This is a genomic window from Hyphomonas sp. (assembly GCF_022844445.1).
Lineage (GTDB): Bacteria > Pseudomonadota > Alphaproteobacteria > Caulobacterales > Hyphomonadaceae > Hyphomonas.
This window is the reverse complement of record NZ_JALHLS010000011.1, coordinates 83,381-101,314: the sequence shown is the minus strand read 5'-3', so window position 1 is coordinate 101,314 and position 17,934 is coordinate 83,381. Positions and strand designations below refer to the sequence as shown.

The 17,934-nt window shown below is 58.2% G+C and carries 16 protein-coding genes; 6 read left to right on the top strand and 10 right to left on the bottom strand.

The features are described from left to right. Positions 1-45: 45 nt before the first annotated feature. Genes Q0C17_RS13160 through Q0C17_RS13135 form a run of 6 tightly spaced genes read left to right on the top strand, consistent with a single transcriptional unit; the run spans position 46 to position 10,763 of the window. Positions 46-243 carry a hypothetical protein gene (locus Q0C17_RS13160; RefSeq protein WP_291207135.1) on the top strand — a complete coding sequence of 66 codons (198 nt, stop codon included), beginning with the start codon at positions 46-48 and terminating at the stop codon, positions 241-243. Next, positions 240-3,359 carry an anti-phage-associated DUF499 domain-containing protein gene (locus tag Q0C17_RS13155; protein WP_291207132.1) on the top strand — a complete coding sequence of 1,040 codons (3,120 nt, stop codon included), beginning with the start codon at positions 240-242 and terminating at the stop codon, positions 3,357-3,359. The genes Q0C17_RS13160 and Q0C17_RS13155 overlap by 4 nt, the downstream gene beginning before the upstream one ends. A gap of 3 nt (positions 3,360-3,362) precedes the next feature. After that, positions 3,363-3,995: an anti-phage-associated DUF3780 domain-containing protein gene (locus Q0C17_RS13150; protein WP_291207129.1), complete on the top strand. Its 633-nt coding sequence runs from the start codon at positions 3,363-3,365 to the stop codon at positions 3,993-3,995. Then, entirely contained in the window at positions 3,996-7,001 is a 3,006-nt protein-coding gene (locus Q0C17_RS13145; protein WP_291207126.1) for an anti-phage-associated DUF1156 domain-containing protein, read from the top strand. Positions 7,002-7,025: 24 nt separating this feature from the next. Beyond that, entirely contained in the window at positions 7,026-9,761 is a 2,736-nt protein-coding gene (locus tag Q0C17_RS13140; RefSeq protein ID WP_291207123.1) for a phospholipase D-like domain-containing anti-phage protein, read from the top strand. A gap of 36 nt (positions 9,762-9,797) precedes the next feature. Next, positions 9,798-10,763 carry a GIY-YIG nuclease family protein gene (locus tag Q0C17_RS13135; protein ID WP_291207121.1) on the top strand — a complete coding sequence of 322 codons (966 nt, stop codon included), beginning with the start codon at positions 9,798-9,800 and terminating at the stop codon, positions 10,761-10,763. Positions 10,764-10,898: 135 nt separating this feature from the next. On the opposite strand, the gene Q0C17_RS13130 is transcribed toward Q0C17_RS13135, so the two are convergent. The 10 genes from Q0C17_RS13130 to Q0C17_RS13085 all read right to left on the bottom strand — a co-directional run bounded on the left by Q0C17_RS13130 (position 10,899) and on the right by Q0C17_RS13085 (position 17,934). Further along, positions 10,899-11,138 carry a hypothetical protein gene (locus Q0C17_RS13130; protein ID WP_291207118.1) on the bottom strand — a complete coding sequence of 80 codons (240 nt, stop codon included), beginning with the start codon at positions 11,136-11,138 and terminating at the stop codon, positions 10,899-10,901. Continuing rightward, positions 11,135-11,863 carry a lysozyme gene (locus Q0C17_RS13125; protein WP_291207116.1) on the bottom strand — a complete coding sequence of 243 codons (729 nt, stop codon included), beginning with the start codon at positions 11,861-11,863 and terminating at the stop codon, positions 11,135-11,137. The genes Q0C17_RS13130 and Q0C17_RS13125 overlap by 4 nt, the downstream gene beginning before the upstream one ends. A gap of 15 nt (positions 11,864-11,878) precedes the next feature. Then, on the bottom strand, positions 11,879-12,127 hold the full coding sequence (locus Q0C17_RS13120) for a DUF6127 family protein (protein ID WP_366914823.1): 249 nt from the start codon (positions 12,125-12,127) through the stop codon (positions 11,879-11,881). 63 nt (positions 12,128-12,190) lie between these two features. Continuing rightward, the gene (locus tag Q0C17_RS13115) at positions 12,191-12,631 is read right to left on the bottom strand and encodes a hypothetical protein (RefSeq protein WP_291207111.1); all 441 of its coding nucleotides are present in this window, start codon (positions 12,629-12,631) and stop codon (positions 12,191-12,193) included. A 7-nt stretch (positions 12,632-12,638) separates the two neighbouring features. Continuing rightward, positions 12,639-13,934 (bottom strand): hypothetical protein, encoded by a 1,296-nt coding sequence (locus Q0C17_RS13110; RefSeq protein ID WP_291207108.1) that lies wholly within the window; start codon positions 13,932-13,934, stop codon positions 12,639-12,641. Positions 13,935-13,937: 3 nt separating this feature from the next. Further along, entirely contained in the window at positions 13,938-14,861 is a 924-nt protein-coding gene (locus Q0C17_RS13105; protein WP_291207105.1) for a hypothetical protein, read from the bottom strand. A 35-nt stretch (positions 14,862-14,896) separates the two neighbouring features. Next, positions 14,897-15,418, bottom strand: a complete 522-nt coding sequence (locus Q0C17_RS13100) for a hypothetical protein (RefSeq protein ID WP_291207103.1) — start codon at positions 15,416-15,418, stop codon at positions 14,897-14,899. Between the two features lie 6 nt (positions 15,419-15,424). Next, positions 15,425-15,796, bottom strand: a complete 372-nt coding sequence (locus tag Q0C17_RS13095) for a hypothetical protein (protein ID WP_291207101.1) — start codon at positions 15,794-15,796, stop codon at positions 15,425-15,427. Between the two features lie 18 nt (positions 15,797-15,814). Continuing rightward, complete coding sequence (locus tag Q0C17_RS13090; RefSeq protein ID WP_291207099.1) at positions 15,815-17,506, bottom strand: hypothetical protein; 1,692 nt, start codon at positions 17,504-17,506, stop codon at positions 15,815-15,817. A gap of 2 nt (positions 17,507-17,508) precedes the next feature. Further along, positions 17,509-17,934: a hypothetical protein gene (locus tag Q0C17_RS13085; RefSeq protein ID WP_291207096.1), complete on the bottom strand. Its 426-nt coding sequence runs from the start codon at positions 17,932-17,934 to the stop codon at positions 17,509-17,511.

The window sequence follows — 17,934 nt, the reverse complement described above, 5'->3', positions numbered from 1 at the left end:
ATACTGCACTCTGCATCACTTTTGCAGCATATGCGGATCCCCATGATGGCCAGCAACAAAACGGCAACGCTCACGCTGAGGCTCGATCCAACCCTCAAGGACGCGTTGCGAAATGCGGCCGAACAAGAGCATCGGTCGCTGGCCAACATGGTCGAAGTCATGATCTTGGACTATTGCGGTCGCCACAGTCATGCGGTTCCAAGCGCTGCGGAAGAGACGAAGCGTGGGGAGCATTCAAAGTGATCAAGACAATCAAGCAAGCTTGTACGTTCAATCCGGTGATCAAGGATTATCGGATGGCCGAGGGAATCGAAAACCTCGCCGACTTGATCGCTGATAATGGTGATGGGCGCGACTTTTTTGCCCGTAACTTCGTAACGCACGGAATGGAGCAGCTCTTCAAGGAGGGTATGCTGCGTCTCTCCGGGAAATCTGACCAGGCGGTTTTCGAGCTAACCCAAGCCATGGGTGGTGGTAAGACGCACATGATGGTTGCCCTCGGGTTGCTGGCACGCCATCCGCATTTACGGCCAGAAGTCCTCCCGGGGGAGCTGAATAAGCGAGTCGACTTTGCAGAGGCAAGGATTGCAGCTTTCAATGGTCGCAACAGCCCCGACAACTACATCTGGGGTGAGATAGCTTCCCAACTTGGTGCCGATGAAGCCATACGGCCGCATTGGGCGAACGGGCCTCGGGCAGTCGACCAAAGAAAATGGAAAGAGATCATTGGCGATAAGCCAACGTTAATCCTACTGGACGAGCTCCCACCCTATCTTCAAAACGCCGCAACTCAATCCGTGGGCGCTGGCACGCTTGCGGATATGGTCGTCTATTCCCTGAGCTCCTTGATGAGCGCAGCTCTAGAACTTCCGAACTGCGCCATCGTTATCGCCAACCTTTCAGGCAGCTACAAGACTCAAACAAAGGCACTCGCTGAAGCCGTTGGGAATCTGCAGCAGGAGGCGAGACGCCAGGCAATGACGATCACCCCGGTCCAGCTGGCGGGGAACGAGATTTACGAAATCCTGAAAAAGCGCCTGATCGATCGGTTGCCGGATGAAAGAACAGTCGCCGATATCGCTGAAGAATATGCGCAGCAGGTAAAAAAGGCAGAAGACGGCGGATACATCGTTGCGTCAAGCATAGAGCAGATCGCTGAGCAAGTGCGTGAGACGTATCCATTCCATCCTTCGTTCAAGCATCTTGTCGCGCTGTTCAAAGAGAATGAAGGCTTCCGACAGACTCGTGGCTTGATGCAATTCACTGCACGACTTCTAAAGAGCGTTGAACAGCGGAAGTCAGATGATGTGTTCCTCATTGGCACTCAGCATCTGGACCTGAACGACGACCAGGTTCGCGATGAAATTGAACGCATCGCTCCCAAGCTTCTCCCTGCTATTACCCGAGACATTGCCGACTCCGGCAACTCTATCTCCGAAACAATCGATGGCGAGCTGGGCGCAGACGCCGCCCAACAGGTGATGACCCTCTTGCTCGCATCGTCCCTCTCACGGGCTGTGGGTGGCAGAATTGGTCTGTCAGACAGCGAGATCATCGAGTTTCTTGCCGCACCCAATCGCAAGCCGGATGAGTTCTTATCGGCACTCGAACGCCTCCGCGAGCAGGCTTGGTACCTACATCGAGAGGAACAGCGCTTCTTCGTGAAAGAGACGGAGAATCTCTCGCGACAGATTGAGCGTACCGCAAAGGAAATACCGCAGCCCAAGATCGACCAAGCGCTGATAAATCGACTTATGGGTATCCTGCAGCCGTCCAGCAAGCGGGCATACCAGGAGCTACAAGTTCTCCCCAAGCTTGACGACCTGCGCCTAAGCGGCCCTCGCGTCCTGATTGTGATCCGCCCAGACGGTCGGGTGCCGCCGAACGAATTGCAGAATTTCTTCGACTACCAGCAGGAGAAGAACAATCTGCTGGTGCTTACTGGTCAGGACAGTCATCTCGCTGACGCCGTAGAGGATCGGCTACGGGAGCTCTACGCGATCGAGCAGATCTCGAAGCGACTTAAGCCCGGCGATACCTTGTTCGAAGAGGCGCGGGACCGCCTTGAGGACGCAGAAGATCGCTTTCACAAGGCTTTGTCAGCTGGGTACAACCGCATCTATTACCCGGCGCTGGAAGAGACCGACGGCAGCGAACGGTTGATGGCAGTGACCATCGACAATGGGCTGCGAACTGGCCATGGAGATCAGTCGGCGGAGCTGCAGATCGAGAACCTGCTGGCGAGCCCGCGTGCCAACTACAAGCTCGCGCTCGATATGGCGGAAGAGTTCAGCCAGTATTTCGCGATGGCTGAGGAGTACCTCTGGCCCTCTGGCAAGGACAACCGGCGCACACCGTGGAAGGACGTCGTCAGCCGCGCCAAAGGCAGCCCGGTGTGGCCATGGATGCCGGGCGCCGGTGGTCTGGAGGCGCTGAAGACCGAGGCTCTGAAGCAAGGGCGGTGGCGTCTTGGTGAAGACGGCTACATCGAGAAGGGCCCGTTCCCGAAGGAAAAGACGACGATCAATGTCTCGCTTCAGGGGAGCACGGACACCGGCGAGTCCCTGCTGAGCCTCACGCCCCGCAACGCAGGGGAAAGCCCCGTAGTTCATTACTCTCCAAAGGCCGAGGTCACAGAGGCCGATCCGAAGGTCGACGACCAGGACAGCTTCTCGACGAGTGAAGGGTCACTGTATTTCTGGGTCAAGGATCCGACCGGCAAGTTCGAGAGCGGACCACCTGTTCGCTGGGTGGCAGAGCTGAAGATACGGCATCAGGTTGATCCAGCAGGGTACAAGCGCTGCGTCACTCTGCAGTCGACACCCAGAGCGGCGATCACGTACTCGCTCGACGGCTCCAACCCGAAGGATGGCACCGAATACACGGAGCCATTCGAAATCGGGCCGGAGGCACTCCGCCTGCTGGTCTATGCACGCGCCGGCGAAGCCAACAAGACGGCGGACTTCCAGATCCCTGCAAGCGGCGACAAGCGGGTTCAGATCGACGATACGAAACCTGCGAGGCTTCAGGGGAAGCGTGTCTCTCTCGACACGACCGACCGGGTCTACGGCGTCATCAACCAGTTCAAGGACAACGACAACACGCTCTTCAGAGGCGTTCGCATCGAGATCGGCGAAGGCGAAAACACGGTGACCGTGCGCTTTCAGGAGCGCGCCGTCACGGCCGGCATGATCGAGGGCGTGGTCAACAGTCTCCGCGTGGTCCTGAAGGAGGATCAGGCGCCGGTCGCAATCACGATCAGCGACGGTGTGGAGTTCGAGAACGGCTTTGCCGTGAGGGAGTTCGCGAAGATCGCGGGGCTGGATCTTAAACCCGGAGACCTGGTTCAGGAGGCGTAGAGAATGCCCAGAGGGCAGACGGCAGGCAAGAAGACGAACCCAGACGCTGGTGATGGCCGCGAGGCCAAGCCGACGCTTGGGTTCGGCGTGCCTGCAACGTCGGATCCTCACCACTTCAAGGTCAGGATCCCTCCGGCCAACTCCGGAAAGGTCCAGATCAGCGAATACCTCGGACTGCAGGCCAGCAGCGATGAGTTCGCGGTGATGGACCGGGTCGTTCTGGACCGCCCACGCTGGACCGCGATCCGCAGCGAAGTCCAGCGCGCCTTCAACGCGCGGCTGAAGGCCCATGACCTGAAAACTTCCGCTTGGAAGGTTGGGGAAAACCCCGTCGATCGCTTGCTTGGTAAGGAACTCTGCGTTCTGGCCTGGGCGGTCGAGGACATGGAGATGGACAAGATCCCCGTCGCAGTCCGCAACTGGCTGGCGCTTCGCCCGGAGGAACGGTGGTGGCTCTTCGGCATGACGGCCATGGCCACCGGAACAGTAAAGGACGCCGGCCGCGGCTGGCGGCTCGCCCTTCGACACGCGCTTGGAGATGTCGCACAGAGCGATCTGATGCAGCCCCGCGCCAGACGACAAATCGGGAAGGCCAGCGACCGGCCGACCCTCGACCTTTTTGACGACGAGATCTGAATGAACAACCTAATCCCGCTCGCCCTTAAAGATGCCCCTGCACTGATCGAAGCGGTTTTTCCGGCACAAAAGGTCTCATATGAGGCGCAGAGAGAGAGAAAGGCAGGTTCTGGCCAAACACTCACCTCTCTGGGATCGTATTGGAAGGGACGAAAGCCGCTGATCCTTGTTCGAGCGGTACTCCTCGCAAGTGTTCTCCCGCAGACCGGGAACGCCGAGAAAGACCTTGAGATATTTGAAAAGCTCATGGCATTTGACGACCATGGCCTAGCAAGGCGCGCTTATGCGCACAACTTACTCAAGCCGAAGGACATTGCCAAACGAGTCTCACTCAATAACCCATGGGACTACTTCACCTTCCCCGGACAAGATGATTTCGAGGCAGGGGATCCGATCTGGAACATCGAATTCCCATTTGACCCAGAAGACAACGGCTTAAGCCTTTGCTGGCGTCGCGACGTAGTCGAATCCGACAAACTTATGCTTATAGAGCGCACACTCGCTACATTCAGTAGCTATGAAGAGCGAGCGTCTTTTTGCAAGCGCCCTGAGGAAGTTGATCAAAAATGGCTGTATCAGCCGATTTGGAACGAGGTTAACGCACACTACTCCGGCTTTGGTATTCACGCCCGATCAATCAACGATATTTTTGAGCAATTTGGGAGCCTTCGATATGGCCGACGCCCAAAAGTAGCTGACACATTTTCTGGAGGCGGGTCCATACCGTTCGAAGCGGCTCGCTTGGGCTGCAACGCGTTCGCCTCCGACTTGAACCCGGTAGCATGCATGCTGACTTGGGGAGCACTAGAACTCACTAGCTCAACGGGCAGTCGACGCAAAAAAATACGAGAAAACTTGGACCGGGTTGCGTCTCTCGTAAACCAGGAGATTATAGAGCTCGGAGTGGAACATGACTCCGATGGAAATCGCGCCAAGGCTTTTCTCTATTGCCTGGAAACTCGGTGCCCTGAAACTGGATGGATGGTGCCACTTGCACCGTCATGGATCATTTCCCAAGGCAAGAGGTGCATCGCAGAGCTTGTTCCAGATTATGCCGCCAAGAGATTTGATATAAAGATTTCTTCTAACGTTTCGAGTCGAGCGTTTAAGAGAGCAGAACTAGGAACAGTTCAAAACGAAGCGCTTTTCTACGAACTTGTCGGTCGAACTTACCGTACGCCGATCCGAACGATCCGTGGCGACTATCGTGACTCTGATGGTTATTCAAGGAGCCGTCTTAGGCTTTGGGAAAAGCATGAGTTTAGGCCGCGCCCAGATGATACTCTTCAAGAGAGACTCTACGCCATTCAATGGGTAACCAAAGACACCTTGTACGACGCGCGTCCAGAGGTGTTTTTTAGAAGCGTTTCAGACGATGACCTTGCGCGTGAGAGAAAAATTGAATTCGTACTTTCTGAGAATTTTGAGGAATGGCAGTCGGCAGGCTTCCTTCCGGACATGGCCATTGAAATTGGGAAGGAGAATGAGGGCCCAATTCGAACAAATGGTTGGGCGTACTGGCATCATATGTTCACGCCGCGGCAGCTTTTGACCCACGCACTTTACGCAAAGCACAGTATTGGCTGCCCGGAATGTCGCTTGATAGCAGCGAAAATGCTTGATTATTCGAATAAGTCTAGCCAATGGCGCCCTCGGGGCGACTATCCTGAGCAGCTGTTTTCTGGACAGTCCATGAAGACAATGTTCACCTGGGGAGCAAGGTCATGCTTGAGCCTGCTGTCCACAATGAGAACGGAATTCTCTACCAGCGAATTTGATACACATTATAAAATCAGGAATGACGAAGCAAAGAACATTGCAGAAGAGCAAGATATCTTTATCACAGACCCGCCTTATGCAGATGCGGTGCATTACCATGAGATAACAGAATTCTTCATCGCTTGGCTGCGTGAGAATCCTCCGGCTCCGTTCGATGGATGGGTTTGGGACTCGCGTAGAGCGCTGGCGATCAAGGGGGTGGATGACGATTTCAGGCGAGGCATGGTCGACGCATATCGCGCCATGGCCGAGCACATGCCTGACAATGGCATGCAGTGTGTGATGTTCACGCATCAGGACACCGGCGTCTGGTCCGACATGGTTGGGATTTTCTGGGCTGCAGGGCTCCAGGTTGTGGCGGCCTGGTACATCGCCACCGAAACGACCTCTGAGCTGAAGAAGGGCGGCTACGTCCAGGGCACGGTCATACTGATGCTGCGCAAGCGGCCGGCCGGCGAACGCTCCGGCTTCAAACAGCGCATCCTCCCCGCCGTCCGCACTGAGGTAGAACGACAGATCGAGAGCATGATGCACCTCAATGACGAGGTGAAGGACAAGCTCGGCGAGCCGGTCTTCAACGACTCCGACCTGCAGATGGCGGGGTATGCTGCGGCGCTGAAAGTGCTCACCGCCTACACCCATATCGGCGGAGACGACGTGACGAGCTTCGCGCTGCGCCCACGCCAGCGTGGCGAGGAGACTGTCGTCGACGAGATCGTCCAGCAAGCTGCAGAAGCGGCCAACAGCCTTCTCGTACCCGAAGGTCTTGAGGCTGAGACTTGGTCCCGCCTGACCGGCATCCAGCGGTTCTACTTCCGCATGATGGACATGGAGACGACGGGTGCCAGCAAGCTCGACAACTACCAGAATTTCGCAAAAGCGTTTCGGGTTGCCGACTATGCCAAGGTGATGGGCAACATGGCCGCCAACAGCGCACGCCTCAAGCGCGTGACCGAGTTCGCCTCCCGCGACCTGACGGACAGCACCGAGATCGGGCCGACCTGGCTCGGCCGACTGATCATCGGGCTGCAGCAGCTTCTGGCGGAAACGGAACCGGCGGTCGTCGTGAGCCAGATCCAGGAAGACCTGTCGGACTTCCTCGAAATCCGCCGGCAGCTAATCGACATGCTCTCGTTCGTCGAGCGGAAAGCCCCCGAAAGAGAGGTGCGCGATGCCGCCGAGGTCCTCGGCGGTCGTCTCAAGAACCTCCGCGCGTTCAGCCAGTAACGCGCTCAGGGAGGTACCCGCGACATGACCATACGTCGGTTCTCCTCACGGACCCATCGTCTCGATCAGACGATCCTGCTCGAGCATCTCAAGGGCGCTCGCAGCTATAAGCGGATCGCCGGCTATTTCACCAGTTCGCTCTTCGAGGTGGCAGGTGAGTTGCTGGATTACATCCCCGAGGTGAAGATCGTCTGTAACGTCGATATTCACCCCGACGATCTGAAGGTCGCTAAGCTGCGCGAAGCCAAGATGATCGGGCGGTGGAACGAACGTGCGCTGGAAGCAGAGGCCCTTCTGAACCGCGAGCGGTACCGTCGGCTCGACGCATTTCTGCAGAAGCACGGCCAGGCGGTTCGGGTCGCCCCCGATAACGTGTGTGGATTCCTGCATGGCAAGGCCGGCGTGATCGAGTGCGCTGACGGCAGAAAGCTCGGCTTCATCGGGTCCATGAATGAGACCAGCAGCGGCTGGCAGCGTCACTATGAAATCCTGTGGGAGGACTCGTCCCCCGAGGGCGTTTCCTGGATCGAGGAAGAGTTCGACTTCCTCTGGAGAGCGGCAAAGGAATTGCCGCGCGCAGTGATCCGCGAGGTGCATCGGCGCGGCTATCGCCGTGAAGTTCTGTTCGAGGAACTTGATGACCCAGAAGATATAGCCCCGGCTGCGCTCATTGAGTCGCCGCTCTATCGAGAGGGCTTTTCGCTCCAGCCGTGGCAGCAAGGCTTCTTGACTGAGTGCCTCCGCCATTACTCCAACCACGGCATCGTCCGGCTTCTGCTTGCCGATGAAGTCGGTCTTGGAAAGACGCTCTCGCTGGGGACTGCGGCGCTCGCCCTGTGCCTACTCCAGGACAAAGATAGCGGGGGGCAAAAGCCTGTCGTGATCTTTGCACCCGCTACGCTCTGCGAGCAGTGGCAGACCGAGATGATTGACAAGCTCGGGATACCATGCGCGAGATGGGAGACGCAGAAGAAAGTCTGGCTCGATCACGATGATCGGGTGATCTCTCCCGCAGGGCGAGAACAGATCGCGCGCTGCCCATTGCGGATCGGCATCGTGTCCACAGGTCTTATGATGCGCGACAGCCTCGAAAAACAGCATCTTCTAGGCCTGCGCTTCGCGCTGGTGATCCTCGACGAAGCGCATAAGGCGCGAAGTCGACAAGGCTTCGGTCGTGACGCTGGCACCCCGAATGAGCTCCTCGCTTTCGCCACCGCAGTCGCAGAACGCAGCGACCATGTATTGCTCGGTACCGCAACTCCGATCCAAACGCAGTCAGAGGATCTGTGGGACCTCATGCGCATCCTCCACAGAGGCAAGGGACGCTTCGTGCTCGGTAACGAGTATTCGAGATGGCACCAGCCAGATGAGGTCCTGCCACTGATCTCCGGTCAGACCAACGTAGAAGATCCAGACTTCGGATGGGAGCTGCTACGCTCACCTCTGCCCGTTGTGAATTCCACGGATGAACCGAGAGCCCGGCGGCTCTTCAGCGCCATCCGCCAAGATCTCGGCCTCAACGAAAGACAGACGGATACCTCGGCACCTATCACGCAATTGAGCGATGACACCCGAGAAATCCTCGAAGAAGACCTTGAGCGGAAGATATTGGGTGCAACATTCTTCCAGCGAGAGAACCCCTTTATCCGACACATTGTCCTTCGAAAACGCGCCGACCTCGAAGCCTCAGGATTGCTGCCAAGGATTGGGGTCGATCTGCATCCTGACCGCAGATACATCCGCGACACACAGCGTTTCGACGCCTTGTTCGAAGGCAAGGCGCTTCGGACCAATGATGATTTCCGGGAAGCGTATCGAGAGGCCAGAGCATTCGGCAAGGCACTCTCGAAGCGCGGGAACGGAAGCGGCTTTATGAAGAATCTCATGGAGCAGCGGATTTGCTCGAGCATCGCAGCAGGCTTGAACACCGCTCGAACACTCTTGGCCGGTCGAACTGTCGAGGAAGAAACCGAAGATCAGGTTGTCGAGCTAACTGCGGAGAGCTCCGAGGAAAAATTGGCACTGGAGCGCCTCATTTCTCGCCTAGAAAGAATCGATAGAGACCCCAAGCTCCAGGCCACGATTCACTTTCTTGATAGAGAAAAGTGGCTAGATCACGGGGTGATAATATTCAGTCAATACTACGATACCGCGAAGTGGATTGCCGATTCTTTAGCGGCTCTCTATCCCGACTTGGCGATAGGGCTTTATGCAGGCGCATCCCGGAGTCGCTTTTACCAGAAGGGCGACAGCGTCAGCATTGAGCGCGAGACGCTCAAGAAAATGGTCGCTGAGCACGAGATAAAAGTCATGGTTGCGACAGATGCTGCTTGTGAAGGATTGAACCTGCAAACTCTCGGCACTCTGATCAATATCGATCTCCCGTGGAATCCAACGCGCTTAGAACAAAGGATTGGGAGGATTAAGCGGTTCGGTCAAGCCAGAGAAAAGGTCGATATGCTCAATCTCGTAAACCAGCACACTGTTGATGAGAAAGTGTACGACAGGCTCTCCGAGCGCATGCGAGATCGTTTTGACCTATTCGGCTCGCTACCAGACACAATTAGAGATGAGTGGATAGACGACATCGAGATGCTGGGCGAGAAGATGGATGAATACATCAATGCACAGCGGGAAGCGACAGGGTTTGATCTTCGCTACAATGCAACCGCGGAACCTTTCGATCGAGACTGGCGGGAATGCACGGAGGTTCTTTCACGGCGAGACTTCGCTCAGCTCATGAGGAATGGCTGGACGTAAGCCGATTTCCGGAAATGCCATTTGAGAAGCAATGACTTGAAACCACGCTCGATCAATATCTTCCTGCTCGACGGCGACCCGAATGGCATCCGGGTGGCGCAAATCTCGATGTCCACGATTCAGGCGATCGCCTTTCGTCGCAATCAACTGCGGCGTGTGCGTGAGACGTTCCCTGAGATCGAGCGGCCTGGTGTCTATATCTTGATAGGCGCCGACGAGAACCACCAAGACAGACAGTATGCGTATATAGGCGAGTCTGAGGGCGTTGGCACTCGCTTATCTTACCACAATTCGAATGAATCTAGCCGAGATGCAAAGACCTTCTGGACTGATACGGTCGTGTTGATAAGCAAGGATGAGAACCTGACGAAAAGCCACGCTCGTTACGTGGAATCTTCTCTCATTCGGAATATCGGCGGCAGCGTCCGGTGGTCTATCCCGAACGCCAAGAGACCGTCTGATGATGCAGGCAAGTTGCCTCTTCAGGATCGCGTCGATATGGACGAGTTTGTTGACCAAACAAAGACGCTCGTTGGAGCGCTGGGGTGGGATCTATTCCGGGAGATGAAGGGGCGTGGGCCGGAGATGTCAGGCCCATCGACGGATGTTGCCAAGGCACCCCCAGACGTAACTGCAGTCTTCTCGTTCATTGGCGAGGGATATGCGGCGAAGATGAAGGTCGGCCCCTCTGGGGAGTTTGTAGTGACCGAGGGATCGAAGGCCCGAGCCCGAACAACACCGACTGTTCCACGGGGTACGGTAGCACTGCGTGAGACATTGATGGAAAAAGGCGTGCTTCGGCGCGATGGTGACTTTCTGGTGTTCACCAACAGCTACAGCTTTCCTTCAGCTTCTGCCGCAGCTGCAGCAGTCATTGGTGCCAGTGCGAACGGCCGCATCCTGTGGAAGCTGCCTGATGGACATACCTATGCGGACTGGGAGGCGGGACAGGAAGGCCCCCAGCATATCGCAGTTGGGATTCCTGGCGAGCCTGGCAGTTAAGGACTCTGCCATCTACACAGGCGGGATCCGATCTCATTGTGAGCCGCAATCTGCTCCTTGGTCTGCCGAGTCAGCACATCCATGCGCGACGGCTTGATCGGCTGTGCCCAGTCGCAGTCGCTGCGGGTGAGTGGATCAGTCGCGCATCCAGCGATCGAGACGCCGATCAAGAGCAGCATCGCTGTCAGTCTGTACGTCATGTCGGATCTCCGTTGCTTGCTGCATGGCCTTCTCGCGTGCGGCTCGACGTTTTTCCTCCCACGCCGCCTTGCCAGCGGCGCGACCCTTAAGCCAGGCAATGCCGAGCGCGGTGACGATGGCACCTGCGAGTGACAGCCAGCGCCCTAGGGGCGAGAGTATCCAGGAGATCATCATGCGCCCTGCTCCAGCAGACGTTGGCGGCGCCAGAACCAGATCGCCACTGCAGCCGCAACCGTGATGAGAGCAGCAATGAACGCTGGCCGACCTAGCGCATCGACGACGACCGGCATAAGGCTCACACCGTCCCTGACGAGTGGCATGGCCTCGCTGGCAGCTGCAACAACCCCTGCCCCGCCTGCGAGAATCGCAGCATTGGCCTCCTTGGATCTGGTGATGGGCTTCGGTGGCAGCGGCAGATCAGGTGCAGTGCGGGCTTCCTGCTTGTCGATGCTAATGGGCAGCCCCCGCCACAGTGCTGCCTCAGCCCGGCGACGGCGAACAAGGCCGGGAAGTTCCTTGCCCTTGGCTTTCGTCCACTTCATCAGTTCGGCCGGCACGGCATCAAAGGCGCCGGCATTCACGCGCTTCAGCAAGGTCGAAGCCGTAAGCGCCCCCACCCCGCAATTGTAGGCGAAGGACACCAGGACATCGAACTGGGCCTGGGTCAGTTTCGTCTTGACCATGCCGGCCACGGCGGCTTCAAACGCTGCAAGGTCCTTCCTCAGAATAACTTCAGCCTCCTCAGCTGTAATGCGGAAGCCCTCTCGCACGTCAGGAGCGCCGGCGGCATTGGTATGGCCATAACCGATGGTCCACACACCCGCGGGACACCGGTAGGCTTTCAGCCTGAGCCCCTCGAACTGCATGATGAGCTTCAAGCCTTCGTCACTGATGTTCATGGTGGTTTCTCCTTGTCATGGATTGCGGTTGGCCAGATGCAACCAGGCGCCTGCTGCGAGGGCGAAGAGGATGGCGCCGGTGATGATGCGGGCGATGGTCTGGGTGACAGTGCGCTTGGTGTCCCGCCAGCTTTCGAGCAGGCCACGCAGTTCCTGGACATCCTTGCCAGCGTCCTCATCGTGAAGGCCTACGTCAGCCAGTGCTTTCCTGGCGCCAGCCGCAGCGGCCCGCACGATCAGCAGTTCGAGTTCAAGTTCGGTCATGATGAGGACCTCGCGTTGCGAATGAGGCAAAGTCGGACGTCGAGACTTGAGGTCCCGCTGGTCTTAGGTCAGCGTGAACAGCCCGTTCGGATGCGGCGTGATGGTGAGCGTATTACCAGCCGTAACGGCAACGGCTGCACCAGAGGCATCAAGCAGCACGTAACCTACCAGTGGATTGTCACTGACGGAGCGAACAGCATGGATAACAGCGACACGTGCAGTAAGGCCTGTGCCCGATGCCAGCCAGCTGACTGGATCACAGGTGAAGCTGCAACTCGCACCAATGCGCGTCCAGCTCGCCGTCAGGACAGCACCGCCAGCCGTGTAGCCATTGGCAGTGGCGAGTTCGTTGCTGGTGTCGGCAAACACGGCATGATCGGTACCCGATGGCGTGTAACCGGCGCCATGCAGCGTCATGCGAAACGCCGATGTGTCGAGATCAATCAGACCATTACCCAGCTTCTCTTTGAACGAGTCAAATAGCGTGAAAGGGCCGGCGGCCATGGGAACCTCAATAGATGAAGATTGTGACTCTGTTGCGTGCGGTATCGGCGCCGGAGACGAGCGGTGTGTAGCCCGTCAGGGCCAGGACCCCGGCGCCTGGTTCCAGCACCACCGGAATATCGTCGGGCGCCCGGTATTCCTCGACCCACCAGAAGGAAGGGGATGCAATTGACGTACCGCCGGCATTGGTCGCGGCAATGGGATAGAAGACGTCACCTGGCACAACATCGAGAATACCTGACCAGCCATGCATGTAATCGATGCCGTCGCTGGTTGCGGCATGCTGTGCAAAGCCCGCACCAATGTTGCTTGCCGTCGCACCATTCTTGCCCATGCTGGCATACATGGAGCCGAGACTCTGGTTCATCTGGGCTGAGAAGCCGAAACGGATTTTCGAGATCCCGGCGGGCACCGTGAAGTGATCATCGCCAGCGTTGAACCAGCCGCCTGTGTCAGCCACCTCCGCGTCCATGTTGATGCCGCCGGTATAGGTGGTCCCTGACGGGATCGCCTGGTTGGACGTCACCAGGCCAATGGCATGTTTGAGATCAGACGGCAGTTCCTCGATCGCAAACCAGCAATTGCTGTCTGCCAGCAGATTCGATGCTGCACTCGTGTTGGCATAGACCTCGAAAAAATCTCCTGCCGTCACCGCGACAGGCGGCGAGACCGCCGTCAGCGCAGTCGCCTGCACATCGGCCCGGAAACACAACCCGCTGACATAGGCGCCATTCTTGCGGAGTTCCGCATAGAGCTGTCCGCCCGCATCGACTTCAAGTCCGACACTCAGGCGGACCAGGCCGCTTGATCCTGCCGGAACCGTCAGCCGTGAAGGATTGACGCCGTTATCGTGGTACCCACCGGTATCATAGGTCTCGTTGTTCCATTCAACCGCAGTCGCAACAGTGCCGATACCAAAGCCGGAGGCAGAGCGGCTGACCAGCGCACCTTGCAATCCGGCAGCAAAAACCTCAACCTGCCGCCATGATAGCGGCGACGCACCAAGCGTCCCGCTGACAGCAAACTGGTCACCCGCTGACACCACCACCGGCGCACTGACGGCATTGATGCGGTCGGGCGAATTGACGTCCTCGGCATACTGCGCTGCAGCCCCATCATAGGAAGAGCCATTGAGGAGTGTCAGATAAAGCGTGGCGCCGGGGATTTCCGAGAGGGTCTGGAACTGCATCCGGACCTTGCGGCCGTTCCAGGCAGCAGGAACCGTGAAGATGCCGTTCGCATGAATGCCATCGTCATCGGAGATGGCGGAATTGTTGCCGTCGGCAAGTGCATAGGTCGCCATGACTCAGCCCTCCGTGAACCGGAGAGCAATCCCGATGTCGGCCAGTGTCACGTCGGCACCGGCCGGGAACACGAAACTCAGCCGGTCCCCCGCCACGAAGGCCGTCTCGGCAACACCAACGAAGCTGGCGGCCGTGCCTGCCGCGGCAAAGCGCGCGATGCCGATGGCGATGCCATTCTTCTGGATCGTGATGTCAGCTTCTGCCGTCGCAGCCACTGCAGCGCTGGCGTAAGAACTTGTCGCACCAGCTGCAAGCGTCAGCGCGCGCGTGATTGGTATGAGAACAACCTGGCCAGTTGATGGTTTGCCGGATACAGCAGCGCCGATGGTCACATACTGCGGCGGCGGCACATATTGCGCGAAGACCAGGTCGTAGAGCGGCTCATTGTTGGAGTTGATTGCGCCGGCATCAAAGCTCGCTGCACTTTCATGGTCCTGCCGGACGATGTAAACGCTGCCGCCGGCATCGCGCACGAAATCATAGGCACGGTAGGCGGTCGCTGGCTGCCAGAGCCCCCGGAATTCGAAGCCGTAGGTCATCAGCTGGTAGACGCTCTCGCCAGAGATCGCGCGGGCCGGGTCAAATGTGGCAGCACTGGTATGATCGACACGCACGACATAGGCCGCATTGCCCTGCCGGAACACATCGTTCAGGGCATAAGGCGTGTTGGGCTGCCACTCGCCGTGAACGTAGAAGGCGGCAACCGGCAGCACCAGCGGACCGATGGTTGACCCGTCGGTCAAATGCACTGTCATGGTGGCGCCGGTCGATGTGACATTCGAAATGCTGACGGCCTGGGGCGGATTGTCCTCGAGGCCGGTCATCCGCTGGTCGAGATGCCGGAAGTTGCCGTCGACCTGGGCGGCAGAGAGATTCTGCCCGACGCCAGGACCCCACGCGCCCGCCGTGCGATAAACGATCGCCATGCTGGTTCATTCCTTGTTACTCAGGGGGAAGGGATTCAGGAGACCGTGAAGGTGCCCTTGAGGGTGTCGAACTGCACCGTCGCCATGGCCTGCGGACTGTCGTAGTGCGCGGAAATCGTCATGGTCTTGGTGAAACTCTGCTTCGACTTGCCATTGGTGCTGGGGTACTTGACGCCCGTGTAGCTGTCGATGGTAATGGTGACGAGCGCCGGGCCCTCGTCTTGCGGATACCAATGGGCTGCACAGCGCACGCTGATGATCTTGGAGCCCGTCAATTTGCGGACGTGCCGGCCCCAGACATCAATGGTTTCTGACCCGTTGTAGCCAGTGGTATCGCCGCCCCAGTAGACGACGCCCTTGTCGCCATCATAAATGTCGGAGCCATAGCCATAGCCAATCTCCTCAAGGCTCCCGACACCTGTCACGGTGTCGAGATCGCGCATGCCGCTGCCAAACCAGTCGTATCGTATGGACAGCAGCGTGTCCGAGGCCCAGGCAACTTCTTTGATCGTCTGGAACGGGTCTAGCCGAACGGGATCGGAGTCTGTGCCAGGCATGTTCTCTCACCACTTGAGAACGAACTTGCGCTGGTTCCCGTCGCCACTGGTCGAAAACGTGATGGACTTGATACGCTCCACCATCACGTAGATCTCCTTGTCCTCGGGGTTTTCGACACGGACCTTGTCGGTCTCGCGGCTGACCTCGTTGTAATTGATGGTCAGTTCCTGCGGCTCAGGCTCGTCATCAGGTTCGGGTTCATTGCGGGGCCAGCTGTAATAGGTCCAGGGGATGGGCTGGCCCACGTCACCAGGGCCACCCCAGCGCACATTGGCAGCAAGGTCTTCGTTCTCGGGCGGAATGCGGGACAGCCTTTTTGCCAGTCGGCGCTCGGCAATCGCGGCAAAGAAGTTATAGCTCAGGACGGGTGACGGCATGTCAGTGAGGGTCCTTGCTCATGCGGACGCTTCGAGGTCGATGGTCTTCGACACCAGGACTGGCTCGACGGCGAGGCTGTAATCCGTCTGGAATGGACCACCCTCGAGCGGGACCAACGTCATGTCGATCTGGGTCGGTGCGCGTGCGAGCGCTGCCACAACATCATTGATGTCGGGCCAGGTCAGGTTGACGATGGCGCGCTGGTCATCGAGGTCATTGTAGAGGGAGAGATCCGCGATGACGGTGCCCGGCGTCATGTTGAAGAAGTCGACGCCGTCATAGCCATCGACGTCAACCTCAGGAGCGCCGTAAATCACGTCTCCTGTTTCGAACCCGATCTGTCCGCCTGAAGTCTGCTGATAACCGGGATCAACGTAACCTTCGACATAGGCGGATATTGCTTCCTGGGGGCTGAGGCTTCCGCCCTTGCCCACAGTACAGGCCACCAGGACACGGGTTGATGCCTGTCCGGTATCACCGCTGAGGATCAGCGAGTAGCCTGCGACCTTGCCGAGCGCTTCTCCGCCGGGCAGCCGCGGGTCCGCAATCCGGATATTCTTGCGGCAGGAGAGGCCGAGACCGTTCTCGAACGATGTCTCGAATGAAATCTCGACGGCCCGCGCTCGGGCCAGCAGTTCGGCACGCGCCAGTGCGACGAGATACGAGATGCTCTGCAGCCCACGGTCCGTGGGGAAGAACGACGGGCGCCGGGGATCGCGGACCGGTGTCAGCCCTCCGGGATCGACAGGCTTGTCAACATCCTCCGTTTGCAGCGTGATCGTCACAGCCTCTTCATCATCGGCCGCCGACATGATTTCCTGCGTGTCGCAGGTGACCTCGAAGGTGATCCGTTCGATCAGTGTGCGGCTGGAGTCGTAGACAAGTGTCGTCGACTGCAGGAGCTCGATGATGAAGAAGCGGATCCAGCGCCCGGACCGTGTGTAGGTCAGAACACTCTGCATCGATAGAGGATTGGCGTCGCCCCTGCAGCTGCAGGGACCAAAGGTCCAGCCGGAGCCGATTTTGTCGCCCTCTTCTGGCCACTCATCGAGCAGTCCCTTGGACGTCAGGCTCTGCACCCGGTCGGCGGGAAAGAGTTTCTTGATCTGCTTGCTGATATCGACGCGGCCGGCGCCGAGCTGTGTCCACTGGCAGGTTGCCTCCACCCGCACCTTGCGCAGGGGCGCACCCTTGAAGGCAATACTAACCCCATCTTGGAAAACATCACCGCCGAGCTCGATGGTACCATCCTCACCTTCGATGAGACTGGAGGATGTCACTTCGTGTGTGATGCGGTCGGTGTGCCAGAGTTCCGGCCTTGCCTCGAGGACGATGTCGGGATCTTCCCTCGCCTCTTCAGCCACCCACAGGGGGTCATAGAATGGGAACACCCGCATGGTTTCTGCTACGGCCTTCTTTCTCGTTATATAGTCGGACGGTCTTGCCACAAAACTGAGGGTAACAATCTCCTCACGCAGGTTCGTTGGCAGTGCCGTTAGCCGGCCCTTGAACAAGGGCGTTCCATTAAGACCGAACCAGCACCAGCGCTTGCGGCCTGCAGTCAACAGGCCCACACGCGGATTGCGCAGTTCTATGCTCAGCGTCGCGAACTCGCCCTCGAGATGCGACAGGTCGAAGGCAAAGACGTCCTCATCATTGCGCGCGGCGAACGGTTCGCCTTCATCGACCCAGGCGAAGGTGAACGCCATGCTCAGACTTCCTCAAGCTCAAGCGTCCAGCCGGTGACAGCACCCCATTCGTTCTTCTCGATGGAATGGTCGATCACCTGCATGACGAGACGCGGTCGATAGAATGTGAAGCTGCCCTGCAGCCGCTGCGAGCCAGGGACGACAGTCTTTGCAGGTGTCGCTGAAGACGGACAACTGAGCTCTACGACACAGTCGACGGTGACCACGAGCCCCGGCCAGATGCCGTCGAGGGCCGGCGCTTCCATGTCGGAGCAGCGGATGGTCGAGCGGTACTTGCGGAACTGAGACAGCGATAGATCAACAAGTGTGCCGTTGACCGTGCGACGCTGGCTGCCCGCGGCTTCGATGGGCTGCAGCGTTTGGGTCAATCCGCGCGCCGAATACGCCGGGATGCCGATGCCGGTGAGAACAAGAAGCGTGTCCGACAT